Raw genomic sequence first — 25,414 nt, 5'->3', positions numbered from 1 at the left:
TACTTGACAGGGTTATGTGCAGCAAGTCACCTTTTTTCATAGAAGGGTTCAATGACGACTTTTTGAATAAGTATATTAGCAATAGTCAAGATAATTGTCGCTAATAATGCCATGCCAAAGCCATGGATTTCAAAAGCATCCCCCATTAAAAAGTCGGTAAATTGAAGCATGAGCGCATTGATGACAATTAAAAATAACCCTAGTGATAAAATCGTAACGGGTAGCGTGAAAATGATTAAAATCGGTCGAACAAACGTGTTAATAATGGAGAGGAGAAAGCTTGCTCCTAAGGCTGCACCAATGCTTGCTACATAAAATTGATCAAAATACCCAGCAATCGCAATAAAAATGATTGCATTAACGACAATACCAATCAACCATCTCATCATACGTACATCCTTTATTTTGTCATTTCTCGTTCTTTTACTGTAATCGAACCTGTTTTGGTTTCCATAAACAAATACGCAGGGGTAACGGAATGACCTTTTTTCACAAACCTCATTTGCTTATGAACGACATCATCTTTTTCTTCAAGAACTTCTTTTCCTTCGATATCTACCCCTAATTTACCCAAATACGTTTTCAGTTCCCCATCCAATTTTAAGGAACGGTTTAATTCCAGCTCTAAATTACCTGTGACTCCTTTCATACTAACGACTTTGACGTCATCACCATGTAACCGTCCTTTCATATTTCCATTAAACGAATGAAGATCCACATTTGAAAAATCCCCATCAAATTCAATCTTTCCGTTAATTGTTTCCGCTTCAATTTTCTCCGCTTGACAATCATGAAGAAGAATATGACCATTCGCCGTTTCTAATTCGAACTCATCCCCCGCAACTTTGTTCAATTCAATTTTTCCGTTCGCGGTTTTTACTTTCACTTTTCCAACAGCTACGTCTTTCATCGAAAACGGTCCGTTAAAGATTCGAACAGAGATACGTTCATACTCCGCTGGTGGAACATACACCCGTGTATCGACTTTCATAAGTTTCAATTGGGTCGAAAAGCGTAACTTTCCATTTTCAATGGAAAAAATCGTATTCTTTAAAAACGTCGTCCGTCCTTCGTCGTAATTTTCCGTCCGGTACACTTTTCCTTGACACTCTAGTCGTACGTCTTGCTGGTCCCATGGAATGATTTCGATTTTCCCGTTCGCAATATCAAACTCCATTTCGGTAAGGTACGCATCGGCATGATGGAAAACGTGGGAAACATCGACCGATTGCCCTAATTGAAAATCAAAGTCGAAATCTTTAATTTTTTTCAATACCGAATTCATAAAATCAATCAGTTTCGATTTCGCTTGTTTAAACTGACGATCTTCACGGTCTTCTTTTTTCTCGTTTTGCTCGATCACGATGAGTTCATTCAACAGCTCTTCCTCTTTTTTCTGACGCGATTGTTGTTCCTTTTCCAACTCTTCTAATAACGTCAATGCTTCCGCTGCGGACAACACCCCGCTTTCTACCATCTCTAAAATTCGTTTCCGCTCTTCTTTCATATCTCTCCCCCCACACCTGTGCGTTAATTCATTAACACTTTAATTCCTTTAATCACATTCCAAATAATGACAATAGCAACCAAAATACCGTATACGACAAACGATAAAATGAAGAAGAATGGAATACCACTACCCGATGTAAAAATCCCAATGTCTAAAATAAGCCCCATAATAATGAACACGATCCCGATAAAAGGAAATAAATGGGACAAAAATGCCGACTTCGCATGCCGTTTCGTTTCTGGATTATTCGTCACAAAATAAACAACGATCGGAAAAATAAATCCCGCAAAGAAAATACTAAAATAACAAAGTGATGATAATATTTTATTCGTTTCCATTCTGCTCAACTCCTTTAATCAATATTACGTCTGAAGGAAAGAAAAGTTTCATTTTCGTTTACGAAGAATAAAACAAACGTTTGTTTAACTCCCATCCTGCCTGTCATTAATATACTTTCATGTTTAAACAAACGTTTGTTAAAAGGTAAATTGCTTTTACAATTTAGGATTCTCTAGGTATAAAAAAGTAACCTGATAAATTTTAATGATTTACATTTGAATAAAAAAATCTGACCTTTAAATTCAATAACGAAGTATTTGATCAAACGTTTGTTTAGATACATAAAACGCATTCGGACCGAACCTTTAGTACTTAATCAAACGTTTGTTTGATATTTGTAATAAGCACGTAGGAAACTAAGTTTGGCACATAGAATTTCAATTGGTACGTAGGCACAGTAAAAGCTTAAAAAGGCTGACTTTCCTTCACGAAAGTCAGCCCTTTCCTTTTTATAACGAGGTTGTCACTTGTTCTTGTTCTTTTAAACGTTGTTTCATACGATGTTTGTCCCGTTCTAAAATCGGTTTTAAGTAGCGACCCGTGTAGGATTTCGGGTGTTCGGCCACTTCTTCCGGCGTTCCTGTGGCAACGATTGTTCCACCTTTATCGCCACCTTCTGGACCTAAGTCAATAATATAGTCCGCAGCTTTGATAACGTCTAAGTTATGTTCGATTACAAGGACGGTGTCGCCGTTTTCAACTAGCCGTTGTAAGACGTTCAGTAAGCGAGAAATGTCATCGACATGCAGACCAGTTGTTGGCTCGTCTAAAATGTACAACGAACGTCCAGTGGAACGGCGATGTAGTTCCGAAGCTAATTTGACCCGTTGTGCTTCTCCGCCCGATAACGTCGTCGCCGGTTGTCCGAGTTTCATGTAGCCTAAGCCGACATCCGCAATCGTTTGTAATTTCCGCTTAATTTTCGGGATATTCTCAAAAAATACGAGGGCGTCTTCGACAGTCATATCTAACACTTCCGCAATGTTTTTCCCTTTATACGTTACTTCCAACGTTTCACGGTTATAGCGTTTCCCGTGGCACACTTCGCACGGGACATAGACGTCCGGTAAAAAGTGCATTTCGATTTTAATAATACCGTCACCGCGGCACGCTTCACAGCGACCACCTTTTACGTTAAAGCTGAAGCGACCCTTTTTATACCCGCGCATTTTCGCTTCATTCGTTTGGGCGAACACTTCTCGAATATCGTCAAACACACCGGTATAAGTAGCTGGATTGGATCGCGGTGTGCGTCCAATTGGGGATTGGTCGATATCAATCACTTTGTCGAGATGTTCTACACCTTTAATTTCTTTATGTTCCCCTGGCTTATTTTTCGCTCCATGCAATTTTTGTGCGAGCGACTTGTGGAGAATTTCGTTAATGAGCGTACTTTTTCCAGAACCCGATACACCAGTGACTGCAATGAACGTCCCTAATGGAAACTTCACTTGAACATTTTTTAAGTTATTTTCTTTTGCCCCAATAATCTCAATATATCGTCCATCACCGGTGCGCCGTTCGTGTGGAATTGGGATAAACTTTTTCCCTGACAAATACTGACCAGTTAGCGAGTTCGGATCGTTCATCACTTCTTCAGGGGTTCCGGCTGACACAATCGTACCGCCATGGACTCCTGCTCCTGGTCCGACATCGATTAAATAGTCGGCCGCCAGCATCGTATCTTCATCATGTTCAACGACAATTAACGTATTTCCGATATCGCGCATATTTTTCAGTGTTTGAATGAGTCGGTCGTTGTCACGTTGATGAAGACCAATCGACGGTTCGTCAAGAATATACAGAACCCCTGTTAACCGAGAACCAATTTGGGTCGCTAAGCGAATACGCTGGGCTTCCCCGCCGGATAACGTTCCAGCCGAACGATTTAACGTTAAGTATTCTAAGCCCACGTTCACTAAAAATCCGAGTCGTTCCCGAATTTCACGTAAAATTAAATGCGCAATTTTCATCTCTTTTTCAGATAACTGGAGATTGGCAAAAAATTCGTCTGCTTCTTCAATGGACATCGCGGTCACTTCACCGATATGTTTACCGGCAATTTTGACAGCTAAGCTCTCTTTTTTCAAACGATGCCCTTTACATGTTGGACACGGCTGGTGGGCCATGTATTTTTCCATTTGCTCGCGAATATAGTCGGACGTCGTTTCACGATAACGCCGTTCAATGTTTGGAATAACCCCTTCAAATTCAATGTAGTTTTCACGAACTTGACCAAAGTCATTTTCGTAACGGAAATAAATTTTTTCCGAACCAGATCCGTACAATACTTTATCGAGCAATGGTTTAGGGATTTGTTTGACTGGCACATCCATGTCGATCCCATAATGGTTACAAACCGATTCAAGTAGTTGCGGATAATATTGTGAGCTAGACGGTTCCCACGGAGCAATGGCATGCTCGCGTAACGACAAATCCCAATTCGGAATGACTAAATCAAGATCGACCTCTAACTTCGCCCCTAAGCCGTCACAGCTCGGACAAGCCCCATACGGACTGTTAAAGGAAAACATCCGGGGCTCTAATTCGCCGATAGAAAAACCACAATGCGGACACGCATGATGTTCGCTAAATAAAAGTTCTTCTTCTCCAATCACATCGATAATGACTTTTCCTTCGCCTAATTTTAAAGCGGTTTCTAATGAATCCGCTAAACGAGAGGCCATTCCATCTTTGACCACAATCCGGTCGACGACTACTTCGATTGAGTGCTTTTTATTTTTCTCTAGCTCAATATTTTCACTTATATCCCGCAATTCACCATCGACACGGACACGGACGTATCCTTGCTTTTTAATGTCCTCTAACGTTTTTGCATGGGTCCCTTTTCTTCCTGACACAATCGGTGCTAGCACTTGTAATTTGGTCCGCTCAGGATATTCTAAAATACGGTCCACCATTTGCTCAATCGTTTGGGATGTAATTTCAATGCCATGGTTCGGACAAATTGGGTGACCAACCCGTGCAAATAACAAGCGTAAATAATCGTAAATTTCCGTTACTGTCCCAACCGTCGAACGTGGGTTACGGCTCGTCGTTTTCTGGTCGATAGAAATGGCTGGGGACAACCCTTCAATGGCATCGACGTCCGGTTTATCCATTTGGCCTAAAAATTGTCTTGCGTACGCCGAAAGCGATTCGACGTACCTTCTTTGTCCTTCTGCATAAATGGTATCAAACGCTAATGAAGATTTCCCTGAACCAGAGAGACCGGTTAACACGACTAGTTTGTCTCTCGGAATCGTTACATCGATATTTTTTAAATTGTGAGCTCTTGCACCTTTTACGATGATTTGATCTTTCACTTTATGGTCATCCTTCCGCTTTCAACTCTAATATTAAGTCACGCAACTCGGCCGCTCGCTCGAAATTGAGCGCTTTGGCTGCTTCTTTCATTTCTTGTTCTAATTGCGCGATGAACTTTTCTTTTTCTTGTTTTGTCATGCGCTTTTGCTTTGGTTCGGCTTCGTACGTCGTCGTCTCTTCGGCCGCATAAGTGGCTCGAATGACATCGCGTACATCTTTTTGAATCGTTTTCGGAACGATGCCATGCTTTTTATTATACGCTTCCTGAATTTCACGACGACGCTTCGTTTCGTTAATCGCCTTTTCCATCGATTCGGTGATGGTATCGGCGTACATAATAACATGTCCGTTTGCATTCCGAGCCGCTCGCCCGATCGTCTGAATGAGGGAGCGTTCAGAACGTAAAAATCCTTCCTTATCTGCATCTAAAATGGCCACTAATGACACTTCTGGAATATCAAGACCTTCCCGCAATAAGTTAATTCCGACGAGCACATCAAATTTTCCTAAACGCAAGTCACGGATTATTTCGATTCGTTCGAGCGTTTTTATTTCCGAATGCAAGTAGCGTACTTTAATGCCAACTTCTTTTAAATAGTCCGTCAAATCTTCTGCCATTTTTTTCGTTAATGTCGTTACTAACACCCGTTCGTTTCGCTCGATGCGTTCGTTAATTTCACCGATTAAATCGTCAATTTGTCCTTCAATCGGACGAACGTCAATCGTTGGATCTAACAAGCCCGTCGGACGGATAATTTGTTCAACCACTTCCGGACAATGCTCCAGTTCATACGGGCCAGGCGTTGCAGACACGTAAATAATTTGATTGATGTGGTCCTCAAACTCTTCAAATTTTAATGGCCGGTTATCAAGTGCTGATGGGAGACGGAAGCCATGATCCACGAGCACTTGTTTGCGCGCTTGGTCTCCGTTGTACATGCCACGTATTTGCGGAAGTGTTACGTGCGACTCATCGATGACAATTAAAAAGTCATCCGGAAAATAATCGAGCAGCGTATACGGTGTTGATCCAGGTGGTCGCAACGTTAAATGCCGCGAGTAGTTCTCGATACCCGAACAAAAGCCCATTTCGCGCATCATTTCTAAATCGTATCTTGTTCGTTGTTCGAGCCGTTGCGCTTCAAGTAATTTCCCTTCTTCACGCAGCTCCGCTAATCGTTCTTCCAATTCTTTTTCAATGCTTTGGATAGCCAGACGCATTTTTTCTTCCCGTGTAACGAAGTGGGAAGCTGGGAAAATCGCCACATGATCCCGCTCACCGATAATTTCTCCAGTAAGGGCATCCACTTCCCGAATACGGTCAATCTCATCGCCAAAAAATTCGACCCGAATACAATGTTCATCCCGTGATGCCGGGAAAATTTCGACGACATCTCCACGCACCCGAAACGTTCCGCGTTGAAAATCGATGTCGTTGCGGGAATATTGCACATCGACTAAGCGTCGAAGAAGGTAATCACGTTCCATCTCCATGCCGACACGAAGAGAAACGACTAAGTCGCGATATTCATCTGGCGAACCTAAACCGTATATGCACGACACACTCGCGATAATAATGACGTCATTTCGTTCAAATAAAGCCGATGTCGCTGAGTGTCGTAATTTATCAATTTCATCATTAATGCTCGCGTCTTTTTCAATATACGTGTCCGTTTGGGGAACGTACGCTTCTGGTTGATAATAGTCGTAATAACTGACGAAATATTCAACGGCGTTGTTTGGAAAAAATTCTTTAAACTCACTGTACAACTGGCCGGCAAGGGTTTTGTTATGGGCGATAATAAGGGTCGGTTTGTTCACTTCTTTAATCACATTTGAAATCGTGAACGTTTTTCCCGTACCTGTTGCACCTAATAACGTTTGATGCTTTTTCCCTTCCCGAATTCCTTTCACGAGTTGTTCAATCGCTTTCGGCTGATCGCCTTGTGGTTTGTATTTAGAAACGAGCTCAAATTCCTTTTTCACCATTCTGTCCCCCCAAACGAAAAGATTCAATCGTTTGACAATTTTTCTCTTTTTCCATTCTACCACAAATCCCTTCTTCCTAACCAATAAAAAGCGAACAAATTTTCGGTATTTCAATTTTCAGTACGATGCCTGTTCTCCCTAGCGTATTTTTTGAATGGCTATGTTATATGTCATTGTTGATTTTTAGCAAATTACTCACACGGCGGCGACTCTAGCGCAAACAGCAAGCCAGGCATGACCCTTACTTGAGCATAGCGAGGGAAGCGGCTTTCGGCTTGCCCACGGAAAGCGTCCGCCACAAGCGTAATGTATAAAATAAACAGTATCGATTAACAGAGCCTTTTGAATAAAAAAACAGCCCTTCACAAGGAAGAACTGTCACGCTACAATACCAACCCACATTTTTACCGCTGTTGCAAAAATCAGAACGGCAAGTATAGCTTGTAAAATTTTCGTGTTCACTTTTTGTCCCATTTTCGCCCCAAGTGGAGACGCAAAGGCACTCGCCAAAATCATAATAAGGGCGGGTACGAACAACACTTGACCGGTCATGACTTTTCCGACGGTCGAACCAATCGACGAGATAAACGTAATGGCTAACGAACTGGCGATCGTCATACGGGTTGGAATTTTCAATACGACTAACATGATCGGAACAAGTAAAAACGCGCCCGCTGCTCCGACAATCCCGGCACCGATTCCTACAAGGAGGGCTAATCCTGCTGCTAACCACCGATGAAAGCTTACTTGGTCTAACGGAGTATCATCTACTCCTTTTTTCGGAACAAACATCATCACAGCGGCTAGCGCGGCTAATAGGCCGTATACGACATGAATCACCGCTTCCGACATCACCGTCGAGCCGTATCCGCCAATAAAACTACCGAGCAGAATACTTCCGCCCATATAGAGAATTAAATCTCGGTTCAAATACCCGCTGTTTCGATACGCCCATACCCCACTAATGGTTGCAAAAAACACTTGAATAGCACTAATTCCCGATACTTCGTGGGCCGTAAAGGCAGCAAACCCAAGTATAGGGGGAACATAAAGTAAAAGCGGATATTTGATGATGGAACCACCAATCCCAACCATTCCTGAAATAAACGAACCGATAAAGCCAATAAGAAAAATGGTCACCCAATAAAAAATGTCTTGTTCCACGGTTTCTCCCTCCTTGAACCAATAAAAAGAAGGGGGAATGCCCTCTTCATCACCCCTCTTCCGTTCTTACGCTTTTTTAATCTAAAATTGGAACACACCGTTTTCTTCTTTTTTCTCCAATACTTTATGACCTAACGATTCCGCCCACGCGGTTAAGTCCGTCAAGGACCCTTTGTCAGTTGCATGTATTTCTAACACTTGACCACTTTGTAATTCGTCCATCGCCCTTTTCGCTCGAACAACCGGCATCGGACAGGCTAATCCTTTTGCATCTATTTTGAAATCTGCTTTCATCATTGCTTGTCCCTCCTTTCTTATTTACAAGCATTTAGTCCGCCTTTAACGTTTGTAATTCGTTGAAATCCTTGTTTTTTTAATATTCGCGCTGCTTTTTGACTGCGCATTCCTGATTGACATATTAAGACGACTTCTTTTTCTTTATCTAGCTCAGAGCTTCTCTTCTTTAATTCGTGTAAGGGGATGTTTTGAAAAGGTGACAGGTGATAGGCTGCATACTCCCCTTTCGTACGGACATCGATCCATTGTTTGTTCCGGTCCGAACGAATTCGTTTTAACTCCGTTGCATCAATGTGCTTGATACCACGAACAGGGAGTAACTGCCGACTTAGCCACACAATTACAAGAGCCCAAACTACGTATGGTATCCACTCCATGTCAATTTGCACCCCGATTACCCATGTAGGTATTTTGGTTATAAAAATTTTTATTCAGTCGACTTTCCATTTTCTTTTGTATACTCCATATGTTCCCTTTCATTACTCAGGAGCACTAAGAGTTCCAAATCGCCATAATCGTTTGCGGATCGAAGCCAAGCACCCATTTTCCGTCAATGTTTGTTTGTGGAACCCCCATTTGTCCTGTTGTTTCCACAAGTTTTCTTGCTTCTACTGGATTTTGTTGTACGTTTACTTCTGTAAAAGGAATACCTTGGTCGGTTAAAAAGTTTTTTAACATCACACAATACGGACATGTATTTGTTGTGTAAACAGTTACATTTTTCATGCAATATCCCTCCTATTTTTTTAAAGTAAGGGTCATGTCAGCATCTTTCGCAAAGTGTAAGAAACTAATTGTTTGTGCACTTCTTTATGAATTAAATTTAATCCTTCGAATGTACAAAATACTTTCACTTCACCATCCGTTGCAGCTGCTGCTGTGGCGATATTCAACACATTATTTCCATTAAATAACCACCATTTGAGGCAATAATCGCAACTTTCAATTCCAATTCCACTTTGTTTTATACCCTTAACGGTATTTAGTATATACCCTATATAGTATATTGTCAATCAATAAAAAAGTTCCCCAAACTAGGAGAACTTATCATTAGGCTTGACCTTTAAATTTGGCGACCATTTGGCGCGAATACCAAAAGCCGACCGTGAGCGAAGCGGCATCGATAATGATTAATAACCAGCTATCTGTATATCCTTTCGATACCGAAGCGGCAATTAAGGCGACGGTTAACACTAATCCTACGATATAATTGTAAGTTACTCGCGTAAAAAGAACGACAAGTAATCCTGGTAAAAAGAGCGCTAACAAAAACTTAGTCATTGTTCCTCCTCATTTCTCTTTATCCGACATCTTCTTCCCATTTCTTTTCTTCAGGAACAAATAGTAATCCTAACTCATGGTGGTCCCCTTCATAAAGGGCACCTTGAACAAAACGGACTTGTTGATTTGTATCGTATACTTCCAGTTTGCAGTAGGCCCGATTTTTTTGCAAGGCTTCGTAAAAGGACCGCTCATTATGAACGTCTATTCCGTTGACCTTGCGCACGACTTCTCCAATTGATAGCCCCATTTTACTTGCTGGAGTATTAGGAATAACTCCAAGTATTTTGACCCCGTTCGTTTGCGGAACAAAAAACGAAGGAGACTGTTGTTCTTTCGTACGAACTAGGTAGGCTAACACTTCCCGCCCAAGCATTCCAACGGCCACCGCCACAATCGCCATGATTGGATACCAAATGGCAACAATGGCCAAAAGGAACACAAGACTAGCTACCACGATAATCCGTTTTCCTAAAGTAGAAAGGACGATTTGCGGTAAGGTACTATGCAGCCGATGTTCAAACCCGATAAAAAACGGGACGAGAACGAAGGAGTATGTTTCTGCTCCGATTTGAATCACTGGCCACCATTCAAAAGGACTAGTTAATTCACCCGATGGCAACAAGAGAAGGATGGGGAGTACCCAAGCTTTTTTGACATAGTGGGCCCCTACCTGTAATCCTCTTCGACTTCGAATGAGTGTTGGCGATGAATAAAGCGCTCCTTTTCTTCCGATTAAAATTCCTTCTGCAACAAGAAGTAAGCCGAGCAAAAAGGCTAAGGAAACCAACAATTGCTTAGCATCGATACCGGTTGTTTGTTCCACACCCGGAAGCGACCAATCGTATTGAATCATAAACCATAGTGCAAAAAAGGAGAGCCCGTTTGTAAAAGCCGCTGACAGCCAACGATAGCTACCGAAAAGCGAAAGGACAATGGTTACCGTACCAATAAGAACAAGCGTCTCTATCGTCACCGTCCATCCTAGCACCACGGTCACAATCGATAACAAGCTACTAATAAATATAGCTTGTCCAATCGTTTCCAGTAAATCTTTTTGTAATGAATACACCCGAATATGAAAATCTTTTCGCTCCCGTTGTACCCGGCGATAACCGTTGAGAATTACAAGAATCGTTGCATAATAGAAAAGGGGATGAAGAAAAAACGTCCCGATTCCTTTCAGTAGTTCCGCCAGCCATACACCCATATCACGCACCATCCTCATTTCAAATTCCGTACATATTTTGTATCTTTTATTTTACCAAATCTATGTAGGAAAACCTATGAGTAGATAAAAGATTTCTATTATTAATTGCGTAATTTAATTTTTTCCGAAGGCTCTGTTAAACGATAAGGCTTTGTTATATGTCATTGTTGATTTTTAGCAAGTTATTTACATGAAGCGAAAGGCGGCGACTCCAGCAGGAACAAGAAGCCGCAAGACCCTTACTTGAGCGTAGCGAGGGAAGCGGCTTGCAGCTTGCCCGCTGAAAGCGTCCGCCACAAGCGAAGTGTATACATATTAACCGAAAAACATAGAAAAAGGAGATGACCTAAAACAAATCGAGTCATCTCCTTCATATTTATTTCTGTAATAAACGTACAATTTCTTTATTCCCTAAATCCCTGGCATAATCGATTGCCGAGAAGCCTTCATTATCTTGTATAGCAGGATCGGCTCCTGCTTCTAAAAGAAGTTTTACCATATCAGCATCCTCATTATTGGTCGCGTACATGAGCGGTGTCCAACCGTACACATCTTGAATATTGGGTTCAGCTCCTTTTGAAAGTAACAGCTGAACGGTTTCTACGTCACCGCTCGACACTCCCCAGAAAAGAGCTGTCCAGCCTTCATTATCCCCCACCAGCAAATCTTCTTCTGATTGTATCAGTTCAGCTACCTTTTCTACATCTCCAACAGAAGCAGCATCCATTAATTCAGTCACACCAAGATCCTCACTATACCCGAATATTTCTTGTATATTCGTAGCAGCTGATTGAATGAAAAAAACGGCACCAACAAATAAGAGAAAGATCACAAAATAAAAACCAAGGATGAATAAGAAGTAATGATTATTGCTTTTTACTCTTACGTCTTTGGCCTCTTCACTATGAAAGAAATCGGCAACGGCATGAATTCGTTTTGGCAACGTTGGATGAGTGGATAGCTTTTCGGCTAACCATACAAAAAATCCTTTTTCGGCTTCGAGTTGTTTTACATATTCTTGATGATTCACACGATCGTACAATGTTTTTCCAATCGCTAGCACCGTTAAACTATTAATGGACGCTTGATAATTTTTCGTAAAGTACGCAGCATAACGATCGCACGTATATTCACATGCACGTGAATACGCCTCGGATAAAAACGGGACCCATTTGGCTGGTAGAATAAAAATTTGCTTGATAATATGATTCCGTTTAATATGAGCAAGTTCATGAGCAATGACAAAAGAAAGCTCATCATATCGCTCCTCTTTAATCAAATCAACAATATCAGAATAGAGAACAATCATATTTTTTCCGAAAAAGCGCGTAGCAAACGCATTTAAGATGCCGCCTGATTCTAACACAAAAATATCTGGACACTTCGCAAGTCCCATTTCTTTACTTATTTGTTCTGCTCTTTCGTACACTTCTGCAAATTGCGTTTGGCTAAGCCGTATCCCGTTGCCACGAATGTGTCCGATCATCAATCCATGTAAAAACAAACCTAAGACGAAAAGTCCAATCACGATAAAAATCCCAATAATAGAAATAAAGACTGTTAAATAAACAAGGATACTAACAATCAAGCAAAGCACAAAATATAACTCTTCTTTTCGATGAACAAGCCCTTTCACTTCTTGCTGTACAGTCACGTTAAATTTCTCCAACCTTCCTTTTACAATCATCGTGAAAAGTATAGGGCGTTTTCCATAAAGTTTCAATATAAATATGAAGCATGGAAAAATAAGTATATAGACTCTTTTAAAAAAAAGATAGTTAGCTCTTTAAGTGAACTAACTATCGTATAAATTCGTTTTATATCATTTATTCTTTTTCCAACTGATTCCGAATCACTTTTAACGCGGCTTGAAGCTGCCAATCATTTTTCTCATCTTGGATGGCTTCCATCACTTTTTCTTCGAGCTTTTGGGCTGTGACAGAATCGATTTTTCCGGTTAATGGGAGCCTCTCCTGCCGCTGAAACGCAACGACCGCTTTTTCAGTTTGTTCGCTGAAAAATCCGTCTAAACGTCCAGGACCATACCCTAGACCGTACAGCATGATTTGTGCAATTTTTACTTGTTCACTATTCATATCTTTTACAAGTGCTGTTTCTATGTTGAGCGGATGCGTGTAAAAGAACGTCGGTTGTCGTACTTCAATCGTTGGTTCGATGCCTTTTTTATGAATCCAATTTCCATCAGGTGTCAACCATTTGAACATCGTTAACTTAATATTGCTTCCGTCACTAAACGGTATCGCCTGCTGCACCGTTCCTTTTCCAAACGTTCGCTCACCGATTAACGGATACCCTTCCGCTTCATGAAGCGCCCCTGCTAAAATTTCCGAAGCCGATGCGCTCCCTTGGTCAATCAGGACGACTATAGGATACGGCTTTCGTTCCTTTAACGTGGTATAATATTGGATCGTTTCACCGTTTCGTTGTTCGATTTGAACAAACGGTTTATGATCGGTGATGAGTTCTTTTAACATGTCCTCCACACTCGACAAGAGCCCCCCAGGGTTTCCCCGAACATCGATAATAAGTCCTTTCATCTGTTGTGACTCCAGATCTTTTAATTGTTTTTTAAAATCAGCTGCCGTATGTTCTGAGAAGGATGTCACTTCAATATAACCAATCGGAATGCCTCCATCTTCTTTCATCGAAGCATTAACCGTTTCAATCGGAATTTCGTCCCGAACCACTTCAATTTTGACGGGCTCGGCTACTCCTTCACGCGCAATTTCTAACGTTACTTTCGTTCCCTTTTTACCTCGAATTTTTAACGTCACTTCGTACAAGTCCAACCCGTCGACGCTTTCTCCGTTCACTTTTAAAATTTGGTCTTTCGGCTTCAATCCTGCTTTTTCTGCCGGTGAATTTTTAAATGGCGAAACAATGATCATTTTTCCGTCCTGCATCCCTACCTCAGCGCCAATTCCTTCAAACGACGACTCAAGCGATTCCGTGAACCGGTTCGCTGTATCGGCATCCATATACACCGAATACGGGTCATTTAACGTCTCAAGCATTCCTTGGATAGCCCCTTCAATTAACTGCTTTTCTTCGACTTCTTCTACATATTGATCACGAATAAGTTCAAATGCTTGCCCAACTTTTTTTAAGTTCGGTGGGAGCTCCGCTGAATTTTCCGTAGATGGAACTTGCTCTGCATGTTGCTTTTTTTCTTTCACATTCATCACAACATATGTACTACTCGCTCCAAAAAGAAGTGCACAAACGATCCATATCGCAAACCAACGTCGTTTCATCCTCATCCTCCTTATATTAATCCATCCGTTTGTCCAATTTGAGTGAAAAAGACATCACACAAAGCGTGCGATGTCTTTGTTACTTCATTTATATGATAAAAAGGGACGAGATATGAAACGATGGGCAAATGGTGTCGTCATTAACGTGCTTGGGCCTGTTTTTTCGGTTTCAGATGGGTGCGGATGATGTCATCCCATCGATTAAATTCGGTTAAAAAGCCGTCATGACCGAATGGTGTTTCGACATAATAAAATGTACCGTTCGGAACGATTTCCGTAAAACGTTTTAACACATCAGCTGAGTAAATGAGATCGTGCTGAAACGCAACGCCAATTACTTCTGCTTCATAGGTTGAGGCGACTTTTTTCCACCCGCCACGACCTCGACCAATATCATGGCTATTCATTGCATGTAATAAATAGAGGTAGCTATTTACGTCAAACCGGTTGGCAAGCTTCTCCCCTTGGTATTGGAGATACGATTCGACTTCATAATACGGAAAATCGGTCGATTGGTTCATTTGGCGTTCAAATCGTCCATTAAAAAGGTCATCGCTTCGATACGTCACTAGACCTGCCATCCTTGCAATGTGAAACCCTTTCACTTCGGACGAATGGAGATAATTTCCGTTTTTCCAATGTGGATCGTTTTCGATGGCGGCGATGCCAATCCGATTAAACGCAATTCCGTAGTCACTTAAATATGGAGTCGCTGCTAAAATAAAGAGTTGGTCCATAAAAGTCGGATACATCACTCCCCATTCAAACACTTGCATACCGCCTAACGAACCGCCAATCACTGCTTGAACATGGTGAATTCCTAATTGGTCGAGCCCCATTTTTTGAGCATGAACCATGTCACGAACCGTAATGCGTGGAAATTTCATACGATACACAGACCCGTCAGGTGATAGACTTGTCGGTCCGGTCGACCCTTGGCAGCCACCAAGCACATTAAACGTAATGACTTGATAAACATCAGTATCGACCGCTTTTCCGCTTCCAATCAGTCCGCTCCACCACCCTGGTTCATCTTCCGTTCCGACGGCAAACTGGTTCCCCGTTAACGCATGACAAACGACAATGGAAGGGCCGCTCCTATTCCCACATCGCTCATACGCTAAGGCAACGTCAGGAAGAACATAACCGGACTCTAACCGTAAATTACCGATTGACACCTTTCCGACTTCCCTAGATGTTTGTGGAGTTGGTTTACTCACAGATAAGTTCCCTCGCATTCTTCTTATGCATCGGTGGCCGTTAATTTCGTTGCTTTTTCAATCGCTTGCTGTAAATCATGAATTAAATCGTTTGGTGATTCTAAGCCAACAGATAGACGAATCAATTCTTCCGTCACACCGGTTTGTTTTAATTCTTCGGCACTTAATTGCTGATGGGTTGTAGACGCAGGATGAATAATGAGCGATTTTGCATCACCGACATTGGCAACATGGGACCAAAGTTGAACGTGGTCAATCACTTTTTGACCGGCTTCTTTACCGCCTTGAATACCGAAAACGACGATGGAACCAAATCCGTTCGCTAAATATTTTTTCGCTAATGCATGTGACGGATGGTTTGGAAGCCCTGGATACGTGACCCATTCGACCGACGGGTGATCTTGTAAAAATTTCACAATTTTTTGGGCGTTTTCATTATGCTTTGGTATACGAAGGTGCAACGTTTCAAGCCCTTGCAAAAAGATGAACGCATTTTCAGGACTTAAACATGGACCAAAGTCACGAAGCAGTTGCACGCGTAACTTGACTGCAAACGGTGCATCCTTCACGTCTACTGCATAGCGAAGCCCATGATAGCTCCGGTCCGGTTCGGTAAAGCCCGGGAATTTTTCATGATTCCAATCAAACTTTCCGCTATCAACGACCACTCCACCGATGGCTCGACCATGGCCACCGATCCATTTCGTTGCGGAGTGGATGACGATATCGGCTCCCCATTCTATTGGGCGGCAGACATATGGAGTGGCAAACGTGTTATCGATAATAAGTGGAAGGTGATAATCATGAGCTATTTTCGCGACCGTTTCAATATCAAGCACATGTAAGCTTGGATTTCCAATTGTTTCGGCAAAAATTGCTTTCGTTTTTTCCGTAATTGCTTGCCGGAAATGATCAGGATCGGTTGGGTCAACAAATTTAACGTTAATGCCATACTTCGGTAAGGTCACCGCAAATAAATTATACGTACCGCCGTATAAATTGCTGGCAGCGACTATTTCATCTCCCGCATGCGCCACGTTTAAAATAGCTAACGTAATGGCCGCCATCCCGGATGATAACGCAACGGCTGCGGCTCCTCCTTCCAGTTGAGCGATGCGCTTTTCAAATACATCTACCGTTGGATTCCCAATGCGGGTGTAAATATTCCCCGCTTCTTTTAAGGCAAATAAGTTTTGCGCATGTTCCGTATCCCGAAACACATACGATGTTGTATGGTAGACCGGGACCGCCCGTGCTCCAGTCACAGGATCTGGCTCCTGCCCTCCGTGAAGCAAAATAGTTTCCAATTCATAATTGTGATTGCTCATACACATTCCTCCTTCAATTTTTGACCAATGACAAGGGAAACAAGTTTGAACATGTTGAAGACTCTAGTGAGGATATAAGAAGAGGATAGGATAAAAAAACCCTCTTCCTAAGAAGAGGGTTACGTGTCACACGCTCCTCCTCTTATCTTTCAGATCTCAAGGATCTGTAGGAATTGGCACCTTTTCAAGCCGTTTTTTGACTTGAAGGTTGCCGGGCTTCATTGGGCCTAGTCCCTCCGCCTCTCTTGATAAGAGTTGTGTTCCAAACTCATATGAAAATGTTCTTGTTGAGCATTGTATAATACTGGAACATGGAATGTCAATCTTTTTTTATTTTTCTGATAATTAATATATGAAAAGAACATAAATTCATGTTTATTTTTTATCATGTCTGTTAAATGATCCTGTTGATATTTATCGCTGCAGGTGGACGCTTTCCGCGGGCAAGCCGCAAGCCGATTCCCTCGCTACGCTCAAGTAAGGGTCTTGCCTGCCTGGCTTCTTGTCCCCGCTGGAGTCGCCCCGTGTGAACAACTTGCTAAAAATCAACAATGACATATAACATAGCCTTTATCATAATTATTGGGGAACATCATTAAAGGGACGGTATTTCAATCGTATTTCTTTTAGAGTAAGCAATCTTTCCTCGACAAAATGTGAGCATAACCTCACCTTCACGATTCAATACAACAATGTCTGCATCTTTCCCTTTTTTTAAGCTTCCTTTCCGGTCCAGCATGCCTAATTGAGAGGCAGGGTTCCATGAGGTCATTTGCACAATGTCACGTAACGTGCATTGGGTATATGTTTGCATGTTTTGAATGGCCTCATTCATTTTTAACATACTACCTGCTAGTGTTCCATCTGCTAACACAGCCTTCGATTCGTTGACACTGACTTTTTGACCACCTAACTCATATACACCCGGTGGCATACATTTGGCCCGCATTGCATCGGTAATAAGGATGATACCTTCCGTACCTTTGTTACGATAGGCAAAACGAACCATTTCGGGACTTACATGAATTCCATCTACAATGATTTCGGTTTTAATTTCATCCTGCATTAATAGCGCTCCAACCGCTCCCGGCTCACGGTGATGGATTCCGCGCATCCCGTTAAATAAGTGAGTACCATGGGTAGCCCCCGCTTGAATCGCTTGGACCACTTCTTCATAAACCGCATCTGAATGGCCAATGGAAGCTACCACCCCTTGTATTTTCAAATGTTTCACGAATTCGATTCCACCGGGCAATTCAGGAGCTAATGTCACTAAACGAATGAAGCCATGGGCCGCACGTTGCCATTGTTCAAACAACGTAATATCTGGCTCTATGATATATGGTGTAGGTTGAGCTCCAGCCCGATTCGGTGAAATAAACGGTCCTTCTAAATGAATTCCTAGAATTTCTGCTTCTCCTGGTGGATTGCTCGTTTTTATGTATCGAGCGACGTTTCGAACGGCGTGTTCAATCGATTGCTTCGGAGCCGTTATGGTTGTTGTTAAAAATGAGGTCGTTCCTTCTTGAGGTAAAGTCGTCGTTATCGTCCTTAGCGCTTCTTCTGTTCCATCCATCGTATCGGACCCAGCTGCACCATGGATATGAAGGTCGATAAAACCAGGAACAACGCAATCGGTTGGTGACAATTCAATGACATTCGTATGTGGAAATGTTGGACATTTAGACATGGGGCCTACATCAAGAATAGTTGAGCCATCTAGTAGTACATATCCCGGTGAAAACGTTTCTTGTTCCGCATAAACGGTTCCATTGATAAGAACTGTTGGCATTCTACATACCCCTACCCGGACTTTTAAATTATTATCCTTCTTTATATTACAATTAAAAAATTTGACACGGAAGCAATAATCGTTACTTCATCATCTCTCTTACTAACTCCTTATTTCTTGTCTTAAAAACCTCATTATGCGAAGAAACCATAGCAACCTTGTCAGCATCAGGCTGAATATATTGTTTCGCTTTGTTTACAGCATTAGCCGCATCCTGAAAAGCACCTGCGATTAAATGTAATTTCCCATCGTATTTCAAAATGTCTCCAACTGCGTAAAGGCCAGGAACGGAAGATTCGCCATGTGCATTGCCTGCAATAAAGTAATTATCAGCTAACTTAATATTTAACTCACTATTCTCAAGTAGGGTAGCATCACGTTCATACCCATGATTAATAATCACTTCATCAATCGGTAAATAGATTACTTCTCCAGTTTCACTATTGGTCAATTCTACACGTTCGATTTCTTCACGATTCTTACTTGCTATTAGTTTGGTAATTGACGTATGAAAGAAGCAAGTGACTGAGCTGTTTAATAATTGGGAAACTTGTGATTCATGACCTTTTAAGACCTCTTTCCGATAGGTAACATACACTTTTTTGGCGATTGGCTCTAATTCATTGGCCCAATCGATGGCTGAATTTCCTCCTCCCGAGATGATCACAACCTTGTCTTTAAACCTTTTTAAAGATTTGACGGTGTAATGCAAATTAGATACTTCAAATCTCTCAGCACCTTCGATTTCTAGCTTTTTAGGTTTAAGTATCCCACTACCAATCGCCACAATCACTGTTTTCGAAACATGTTGTTGTCCAGAGGCAGCTCGTAAAACAAATATCCCGTCATCTTTTCGTTTGATGGACTCAATTTTTTCATTCAATACGACGGTCGGATGAAAAGTTAAACCTTGTTTGACTAACTGTTCAATTAATTTTTCTCCTGTAATTGGTGCATGCCCTCCTACATCCCAAATCATCTTTTCTGGATAGGCATGGATTTTACCACCAAGTAATGGTTGATATTCAATTAACTTCGTTTTCATTTCTCGAAGTCCGCTATAAAAAGTCGCGTAAAGACCAGCTGGTCCCCCGCCGATAATCGTCACATCATATAATTCTTCCTTTTCCATTTCCAATCACCTCAAGGTTGTAATTGATTATCATTATCAATTAATATACTCCTTTTTCTTCACATTTACAACTAAAACAGCTATTGACAAGGCGAGAAAGTAGAATTATAGTTTATTTGAAATTGATTCTCATTATCGTGTTATACTTGCTTAGATGGAGGTGATAAGATGGTACGCCTATACACAAATGACCTGAGTGTTAGTTATGATGAACGGTTAATCGTAAAAAATTTGAGTATACAAATTCCCGATAAAAAAATCACCACCATTATTGGCTCTAACGGGGGTGGGAAGTCAACATTACTCAAAGCACTTACCCGTATCATTCCCCACCAATCAGGTACCGTCGTCTTAGATGGTAAACAAATATCGACAGAAAACACGAAAATACTCGCCCGAAAAATGGCGATTCTTCCCCAAACACCAGAAAGCCCAAGTGGCTTAACTGTCGGAGAATTAGTATCTTATGGCCGTTTCCCTTACCAAAAAGGATTTGGCCGTTTAACAAAAAGAGATTATGAAGTAATCGACTGGGCACTGGATGTCACAGGAACGGTGGACTTTAAATATCGTCCTGTCGATTCTCTTTCCGGTGGTCAGCGTCAACGCGTTTGGATTGCTATGGCTCTTGCCCAAGAAACAGAATATATATTTCTCGATGAACCGACCACCTATTTAGATATGGCCCATCAACTGGAAGTGTTGGAGCTTCTTCAACAATTAAATAAAGAGCAAGGACGAACGATTATCATGGTTCTACATGATTTAAACCATGCCGCTCGCTTTGCTGATTTTTTAATTGCCATGAAAGATGGCCAAATTGTAAAAGCGGGAACTTGTGAAGAAGTAATAAACAAAGAGGTATTAAAGCAAGTATTCCACATTGATGCGGTCATCGGTCGCGATCCGTATACAAATAAACCAATATGTATTACCTACAATCTATTAAAAGGAGAGAATAAACATGAAGAAACTTATAATGCCATTCCTACTCTTATTGGTGCTAGTGATTAGTGCTTGTAGCAATGAGTCAACGACAAAAGAAAGTCAATCTTCAGCAAAAGAGGAGAAAAACGAAACGATTATCTACCAATCTGAAAATGGACCTATTGAAGTACCAGCTCACCCGGAACGAGTAGTGGTTTTGTCATCTTTTGCTGGGCACGTGATGGCTTTAGATGTTAATCTTGTTGGTGTCGATTCATGGTCGAAAATGAACCCACGTTTTCAAGAAAAGTTAAAAGATGTGGAAGAAGTATCGGATGAAAATATCGAAAAAATTATTGAATTAAATCCAGACTTAATCATTGGTTTATCCAATATCAAAAATGTGGATAAATTAAGTCAAATAGCACCTACTGTTACATATACGTACGGGAAATTAGATTATTTAACACAATTCTTAGAAATTGGAAAACTATTAAACAAAGAAGAAGAAGCTCGAGCTTGGATTGAGGATTTCAAAAAACGGGCCCAAAAAGCGGGAGAAGAGATACGGGCTAAGATTGGAGAAGATGCAACGGTTTCCGTTATTGAAAACTTCGATAAACAACTCTATGTTTTCGGAGATAACTGGGGTCGTGGTACCGAAATCTTATATCAAGAAATGAAATTAAACATGCCTGAAAAAGTAAAAGAAATGGCTTTAGAGCCTGGTTACTATGCCTTATCCCTAGAAGTTCTTCCTGAATTTGCTGGTGACTATATCATCTTTAGTAAAAACCCAGATTCCGATCATTCATTCCAAGAAACGGATACGTACAAAAACATACCAGCAGTAAAAAATAATCGAGTATTTGAGGCAAATGCAAAAGAGTTCTACTTCAATGACCCAATCACTTTAGATTATCAGCTTGAATTCTTTATTCAAAACTTTTTAGGTAACTAATCACTAGACTAACGAGGAATTCTACATTAGTTAGGATTCCTCGTGATTTATTTTGTATATATCCATATGAAAAGAGGGATCAACATGTCGTCAGACAAGGGCCATACTATCCCATTTGTATATAAGTTCATTGCTGCCACTTTGGCATGCGTAGGGATGTTTATAATTTCCATGGTACTTGGAGCAGCAGACACGACGATAAAAGACGTGTGGTTCGCCTTAACCTCTAATGTAAAAAGTGATCGACAATTAATTATTCGTGAACTTCGTTTACCACGCGAAATTGCCGCCATTTTTGTTGGGGCAGCACTAGCAACTTCAGGTGCCATTATGCAAGGGATCACAAGAAATCCGCTTGCTGATCCAGGATTGTTAGGACTAACTGCAGGTGCCAATGCCGCCTTAGCCATTACCCTTGCCTTCATTCCTTCTGCTAATTATTTCAGTATTATGATTGCTTGTTTTATCGGAGCGGCTGTTGGTTCTATTTTTGTATTTGGTATTGGTGCCATAAAAAAAGGTGGGTTTTCTCCATTTCGTATTGTGCTTGCAGGGGCTGCTGTTTCGGCATTTTTATTTGCGGTCGCCGAAGGAATTGGCATTTACTATAAAATTTCCAAAGATGTATCGATGTGGACGGCGGGAGGTTTCATTGGTACATCATGGAGTCAACTGCAAGTCATCGTCCCTTTTATTCTATTCGGTATTTTTATTGCCCTCCTTCTTTCAAGACAACTGACTATTTTGAGCTTAAGTGAAGAAGTGGCCGTTGGATTAGGCCAAAAAACAACGCAAATAAAAATGGTCCTGTTTTTTGTCATTATCCTATTAGCTGGAGCTTCTGTTGCTCTGGTTGGCAATATGGCCTTTATCGGTTTAATGGTTCCCCATATCGTTCGGGCAATGGTAGGAACCGATTACCGTTTGATTTTACCTATGTCAGCGATGATAGGAGCTATTTTTATGTTATTTGCTGATACTCTTGGACGGACGATCAATGCTCCATACGAAACACCTGTAGCTGCCATTGTTGCTATGATGGGATTACCTTTCTTCCTTTTTATTGTACATAAAGGAGGTAAAGTACTCTCATGATATCACCACTTCTTTTAAAAAAGCAGCGTATGATTCTCTGTGCATTATTAGCACTCATCATGTTGACCATTGTGATTGGGATGGGCTTAGGCTACTCCTCCGTGTCTTTTGATCGAATTCTTCCGACTTTATTAGGTCAAGGTACTTTTAAAGAAGAATTTGTATTATTCTCTGTCCGCCTGCCACGAATCATCATTACATTACTTGCAGGAATGGCTCTCGCATTATCTGGAGCGATTTTTCAAGGAATCACCCGAAATGATTTAGCTGACCCAGGCATTTTAGGCATTAACTCTGGTGCTGGTGTCGCTATTACCATTTTCTTTTTATTTTTTCCGATCAGTTCCGGGACATTTATTTATATACTCCCACTAGTCGCTTTTTTAGGTGCCCTATTAACGGCATGTCTCATTTATGTACTATCGTATAACAAAAGTCAGGGACTTTCCCCTATTCGATTAGTGCTAATTGGAGTAGGATGTTCGATGGCACTATCTGGCTTGATGGTTGTTCTTATCTCTTCGGCTGAACGGACGAAAGTTGATTTTATCGCAAAGTGGCTAGCTGGAAGTATTTGGGGGACTGATTGGCCCTTTATTTTGGCGATTCTTCCATGGTTGATAGTCTTAATCCCTTTTACATTATATAAGGCCAATCGATTAAATCTCCTTAGCTTAAGCGATCCTGTCGCCATCGGTGTTGGATTAAACATTAAAAAGGAACGAATCGTATTGCTTATTACCGCTGTAGCACTTGCTGCTTCTGCCGTTTCTGTCACCGGAGGAGTTGCTTTTATCGGTCTAATGGCTCCACATATAGCCAAAGCACTTGTTGGACCTCGAAATCAATTATTTATGCCAATTGCCATTCTTCTTGGCGGATGGCTATTGTTAGTGGCTGATACAATTGGACGTAATTTAGCGGACCCTGATGGGATTCCTGCGGGGATTATGGTCGCATTCATTGGGGCACCATATTTTATCTATTTATTAATGAAAAATGAGAAATAGATTCTGAAAAGGGCAGTATAGATCGACTTTATACTGCCTTTATTTGTCGTGTTAAAAAATAAACAAAAATTGTATGAAAGTTTACGAATAACGACATCATCGGACAACAAGTGCTAATTGAAAAAGGTAGAGAAGGATTTCATTACCATCATAATTTCATCTTAGCAAAACCATACTATTTCATAATTGACAAAGATAAAAATATTGGGACATGTAAATGGAAATCTTTTTTTACCAAAACCTGTCACAAAACTATAAAGAGCTTGTTGGACTAAATGTGAGGTTTTTCATCATGTATGATAAACAGGCGTTAATGGTTTATAATCCATTTTCTGGAAAACAGAAAAAACACAAAGAATTTCCAATGTTAATAAATAAACTTTCAGATTTAGGTTATCACTTAACGATTTATCAACCAAACGAGTTAACCCACTTTAATTATCTAATTAAAAAAGCATGCCAGCAAAAATGGGACGCCATTTTTATTGCAGGTGGGGATGGAACCATTAACCGAACCATTCAATTTGTAGCAGAACAAGAGTATAGACCAAATATTGGAGTGTTCCCCTTTGGCACAAGTAATGAATTTGCCAAATTTATTGGAATACCTTTAAATATTTTTGACGTTGTTTCCATTATTGAATCCGGGTTCTTAAGACCTGTCGACATTGGGAAGTTTGGAAATCGATACTTTACCAATATTGCAGCTGCAGGTTGGCTCACAGATATTACTTATGAAACCCCTCCGTACCTTAAATCTAAAATTGGAGAATTAGCGTATTGTCTTTATTTTTTTAAACAGTTTTTGATGAAAAAACCATTAGATACGATTTCAATAAAGGTTTCCTCCCAAGTTCTTTCTGACCTATCCTTATTTATAGTGATGAAAGGAAACTCTGTTGGTCCAATCAATCGTCTTATTGAAGAAAAGACAAGTGATGACGAAGCTTTTCATCTGATTACGTATAAAAAAACAGCCCGAATCCGACTGTTTTGTGTATTACTATCGAAAATGCTTAACCTGACGAATGACCCTTCCATTATTCAACATACGAAAATAAAATCAGCTGACTTTATCATACCTGAATCACTCGCTTTAAATCTTGATGGAGAACTAGCGAAAGTAAATAGTACAAGTTTTAACGTTCTCCCTAAACATCTCAAAGTGTTTAGTTCCCGTTCAAAAAAATAAAATAACCTCTCCCCTGTTCAAGATGAAAAAACATTTAAAAAGGGTCTAAAAAATTCCCCAAGTCCATTAATGGGTACATGGGGATTTCATTGTTAATAGAAACCGCCTATTATTTCTTTTTGTTCATTTCTTCGTATGCCTTTTCATAATCAAATTCGACTAACGCAACGATCATTTTATTGATTTCTTCAACGATAGCCTTAATAAATTGGAGCATGACCGTTTTACAAACTCCTTTCATGAGATTGTTCATTAACGAATTGATAATGTTAGTTTGCTTAAAAGTAGATTTACTATGCACATTTTATCGAACGATACCTTTTTCTTTTTGGCTCTGTTAAACGATACATTTCGCTTGTGGCGGA

Annotated in this window: 22 protein-coding genes, 1 pseudogene and 1 riboswitch; of the genes and pseudogenes, 5 read left to right on the top strand and 18 right to left on the bottom strand. The window is 40.8% G+C overall.

Going from position 1 to position 25,414, the window contains the following annotated elements; genetic code table 11:
* Positions 1-26: 26 nt before the first annotated feature.
* From ABES52_RS10570 to ABES52_RS10485, 18 genes and pseudogenes are all read right to left on the bottom strand, one after another.
* Positions 27-386 carry a phage holin family protein gene (locus tag ABES52_RS10570; protein WP_429651125.1) on the bottom strand — a complete coding sequence of 120 codons (360 nt, stop codon included), beginning with the start codon at positions 384-386 and terminating at the stop codon, positions 27-29.
* 14 nt (positions 387-400) lie between these two features.
* Entirely contained in the window at positions 401-1,507 is a 1,107-nt protein-coding gene (locus tag ABES52_RS10565) for a DUF4097 family beta strand repeat-containing protein (RefSeq protein WP_429651124.1), read from the bottom strand.
* Positions 1,508-1,530: 23 nt separating this feature from the next.
* Positions 1,531-1,848 carry a magnetosome magnetite crystal formation protein family gene (locus ABES52_RS10560; RefSeq protein ID WP_429651123.1) on the bottom strand — a complete coding sequence of 106 codons (318 nt, stop codon included), beginning with the start codon at positions 1,846-1,848 and terminating at the stop codon, positions 1,531-1,533.
* 450 nt (positions 1,849-2,298) lie between these two features.
* Positions 2,299-5,175: an excinuclease ABC subunit UvrA gene (gene uvrA, locus ABES52_RS10555; RefSeq protein WP_429651122.1), complete on the bottom strand. Its 2,877-nt coding sequence runs from the start codon at positions 5,173-5,175 to the stop codon at positions 2,299-2,301.
* Between the two features lie 7 nt (positions 5,176-5,182).
* Entirely contained in the window at positions 5,183-7,165 is a 1,983-nt protein-coding gene (gene uvrB / locus ABES52_RS10550; protein ID WP_429651121.1) for an excinuclease ABC subunit UvrB, read from the bottom strand.
* A 378-nt stretch (positions 7,166-7,543) separates the two neighbouring features.
* On the bottom strand, positions 7,544-8,329 hold the full coding sequence (locus ABES52_RS10545; RefSeq protein ID WP_429651120.1) for a sulfite exporter TauE/SafE family protein: 786 nt from the start codon (positions 8,327-8,329) through the stop codon (positions 7,544-7,546).
* A gap of 81 nt (positions 8,330-8,410) precedes the next feature.
* Complete coding sequence (locus ABES52_RS10540; RefSeq protein WP_429651127.1) at positions 8,411-8,623, bottom strand: sulfurtransferase TusA family protein; 213 nt, start codon at positions 8,621-8,623, stop codon at positions 8,411-8,413.
* Between the two features lie 20 nt (positions 8,624-8,643).
* Entirely contained in the window at positions 8,644-9,009 is a 366-nt protein-coding gene (locus ABES52_RS10535) for a rhodanese-like domain-containing protein (protein ID WP_429651126.1), read from the bottom strand.
* A 109-nt stretch (positions 9,010-9,118) separates the two neighbouring features.
* Complete coding sequence (locus tag ABES52_RS10530) at positions 9,119-9,352, bottom strand: glutaredoxin family protein (RefSeq protein ID WP_429651119.1); 234 nt, start codon at positions 9,350-9,352, stop codon at positions 9,119-9,121.
* Positions 9,353-9,417: 65 nt separating this feature from the next.
* Positions 9,418-9,572 (bottom strand): annotated as a pseudogene (locus ABES52_RS10525) (DsrE/DsrF/DrsH-like family protein); the annotation flags it as partial.
* A gap of 104 nt (positions 9,573-9,676) precedes the next feature.
* The gene (locus ABES52_RS10520) at positions 9,677-9,907 is read right to left on the bottom strand and encodes a DUF2198 family protein (protein WP_429651118.1); all 231 of its coding nucleotides are present in this window, start codon (positions 9,905-9,907) and stop codon (positions 9,677-9,679) included.
* Positions 9,908-9,926: 19 nt separating this feature from the next.
* Positions 9,927-11,117, bottom strand: a complete 1,191-nt coding sequence (locus ABES52_RS10515) for a PDZ domain-containing protein (protein ID WP_429651117.1) — start codon at positions 11,115-11,117, stop codon at positions 9,927-9,929.
* 376 nt (positions 11,118-11,493) lie between these two features.
* Entirely contained in the window at positions 11,494-12,771 is a 1,278-nt protein-coding gene (locus ABES52_RS10510; protein WP_429651116.1) for a M48 family metallopeptidase, read from the bottom strand.
* 172 nt (positions 12,772-12,943) lie between these two features.
* Positions 12,944-14,392: a S41 family peptidase gene (locus ABES52_RS10505; protein WP_429651115.1), complete on the bottom strand. Its 1,449-nt coding sequence runs from the start codon at positions 14,390-14,392 to the stop codon at positions 12,944-12,946.
* A gap of 140 nt (positions 14,393-14,532) precedes the next feature.
* The gene (metX, locus tag ABES52_RS10500) at positions 14,533-15,612 is read right to left on the bottom strand and encodes a homoserine O-acetyltransferase MetX (protein ID WP_429651114.1); all 1,080 of its coding nucleotides are present in this window, start codon (positions 15,610-15,612) and stop codon (positions 14,533-14,535) included.
* A 23-nt stretch (positions 15,613-15,635) separates the two neighbouring features.
* The gene (locus ABES52_RS10495) at positions 15,636-16,940 is read right to left on the bottom strand and encodes an O-acetylhomoserine aminocarboxypropyltransferase/cysteine synthase family protein (RefSeq protein ID WP_429651113.1); all 1,305 of its coding nucleotides are present in this window, start codon (positions 16,938-16,940) and stop codon (positions 15,636-15,638) included.
* Between the two features lie 139 nt (positions 16,941-17,079).
* Positions 17,080-17,195, bottom strand: a riboswitch (SAM riboswitch).
* A gap of 340 nt (positions 17,196-17,535) precedes the next feature.
* On the bottom strand, positions 17,536-18,732 hold the full coding sequence (gene nagA / locus ABES52_RS10490; protein ID WP_429651112.1) for an N-acetylglucosamine-6-phosphate deacetylase: 1,197 nt from the start codon (positions 18,730-18,732) through the stop codon (positions 17,536-17,538).
* Positions 18,733-18,814: 82 nt separating this feature from the next.
* Positions 18,815-19,864 (bottom strand): NAD(P)/FAD-dependent oxidoreductase, encoded by a 1,050-nt coding sequence (locus tag ABES52_RS10485; protein ID WP_429651111.1) that lies wholly within the window; start codon positions 19,862-19,864, stop codon positions 18,815-18,817.
* A 168-nt stretch (positions 19,865-20,032) separates the two neighbouring features.
* On the opposite strand from ABES52_RS10485, the gene ABES52_RS10480 reads away from it, so the two are divergent.
* From ABES52_RS10480 to ABES52_RS10460, 5 genes are all read left to right on the top strand, one after another.
* The gene (locus ABES52_RS10480) at positions 20,033-20,878 is read left to right on the top strand and encodes an ABC transporter ATP-binding protein (protein WP_429651110.1); all 846 of its coding nucleotides are present in this window, start codon (positions 20,033-20,035) and stop codon (positions 20,876-20,878) included.
* A complete protein-coding gene (locus tag ABES52_RS10475; RefSeq protein ID WP_429651109.1) occupies positions 20,829-21,752 on the top strand; it encodes an iron-hydroxamate ABC transporter substrate-binding protein in 924 nt (307 codons plus the stop codon). The genes ABES52_RS10480 and ABES52_RS10475 overlap by 50 nt, the downstream gene beginning before the upstream one ends.
* An 84-nt stretch (positions 21,753-21,836) precedes the next feature.
* A complete protein-coding gene (locus ABES52_RS10470; RefSeq protein ID WP_429651108.1) occupies positions 21,837-22,847 on the top strand; it encodes a FecCD family ABC transporter permease in 1,011 nt (336 codons plus the stop codon).
* Positions 22,844-23,857 carry a FecCD family ABC transporter permease gene (locus ABES52_RS10465; RefSeq protein WP_429651107.1) on the top strand — a complete coding sequence of 338 codons (1,014 nt, stop codon included), beginning with the start codon at positions 22,844-22,846 and terminating at the stop codon, positions 23,855-23,857. Before ABES52_RS10470 ends, ABES52_RS10465 begins: the two co-directional genes overlap by 4 nt.
* Before the next feature lie 292 nt (positions 23,858-24,149).
* Positions 24,150-25,049: a YegS/Rv2252/BmrU family lipid kinase gene (locus tag ABES52_RS10460; protein WP_429651106.1), complete on the top strand. Its 900-nt coding sequence runs from the start codon at positions 24,150-24,152 to the stop codon at positions 25,047-25,049.
* Positions 25,050-25,414: the final 365 nt, after the last annotated feature.

Origin of the sequence: Aeribacillus pallidus (assembly GCF_050478865.1) — a bacterium.
Lineage (GTDB): Bacteria > Bacillota > Bacilli > Bacillales > JACDOC01 > JACDOC01.
The sequence above is the reverse complement of the archived record's forward strand: the minus strand, read 5'-3'. Positions and strand labels throughout refer to the sequence as shown.

Bases quoted from the DNA above. Each gene is read 5' to 3' on its own strand.
- ABES52_RS10570 (WP_429651125.1), bottom strand. From the start codon at position 386: ATGAGATGGTTGATTGGTATTGTCGTTAATGCAATCATTTTTATTGCG.
- ABES52_RS10565 (WP_429651124.1), bottom strand. From the start codon at position 1,507: ATGAAAGAAGAGCGGAAACGAATTTTAGAGATGGTAGAAAGCGGGGTG.
- ABES52_RS10560 (WP_429651123.1), bottom strand. From the start codon at position 1,848: ATGGAAACGAATAAAATATTATCATCACTTTGTTATTTTAGTATTTTC.
- uvrB (WP_429651121.1), bottom strand. From the start codon at position 7,165: ATGGTGAAAAAGGAATTTGAGCTCGTTTCTAAATACAAACCACAAGGC.
- ABES52_RS10540 (WP_429651127.1), bottom strand. From the start codon at position 8,623: ATGAAAGCAGATTTCAAAATAGATGCAAAAGGATTAGCCTGTCCGATG.
- ABES52_RS10530 (WP_429651119.1), bottom strand. From the start codon at position 9,352: ATGAAAAATGTAACTGTTTACACAACAAATACATGTCCGTATTGTGTG.
- ABES52_RS10520 (WP_429651118.1), bottom strand. From the start codon at position 9,907: ATGACTAAGTTTTTGTTAGCGCTCTTTTTACCAGGATTACTTGTCGTT.
- ABES52_RS10515 (WP_429651117.1), bottom strand. From the start codon at position 11,117: ATGGGTGTATGGCTGGCGGAACTACTGAAAGGAATCGGGACGTTTTTT.
- ABES52_RS10505 (WP_429651115.1), bottom strand. From the start codon at position 14,392: ATGAAACGACGTTGGTTTGCGATATGGATCGTTTGTGCACTTCTTTTT.
- ABES52_RS10495 (WP_429651113.1), bottom strand. From the start codon at position 16,940: ATGAGCAATCACAATTATGAATTGGAAACTATTTTGCTTCACGGAGGG.
- nagA (WP_429651112.1), bottom strand. From the start codon at position 18,732: ATGCCAACAGTTCTTATCAATGGAACCGTTTATGCGGAACAAGAAACG.
- ABES52_RS10485 (WP_429651111.1), bottom strand. From the start codon at position 19,864: ATGGAAAAGGAAGAATTATATGATGTGACGATTATCGGCGGGGGACCA.
- ABES52_RS10480 (WP_429651110.1), top strand. From the start codon at position 20,033: ATGGTACGCCTATACACAAATGACCTGAGTGTTAGTTATGATGAACGG.
- ABES52_RS10475 (WP_429651109.1), top strand. From the start codon at position 20,829: ATGAAGAAACTTATAATGCCATTCCTACTCTTATTGGTGCTAGTGATT.
- ABES52_RS10470 (WP_429651108.1), top strand. From the start codon at position 21,837: ATGTCGTCAGACAAGGGCCATACTATCCCATTTGTATATAAGTTCATT.
- ABES52_RS10465 (WP_429651107.1), top strand. From the start codon at position 22,844: ATGATATCACCACTTCTTTTAAAAAAGCAGCGTATGATTCTCTGTGCA.
- ABES52_RS10460 (WP_429651106.1), top strand. From the start codon at position 24,150: ATGTATGATAAACAGGCGTTAATGGTTTATAATCCATTTTCTGGAAAA.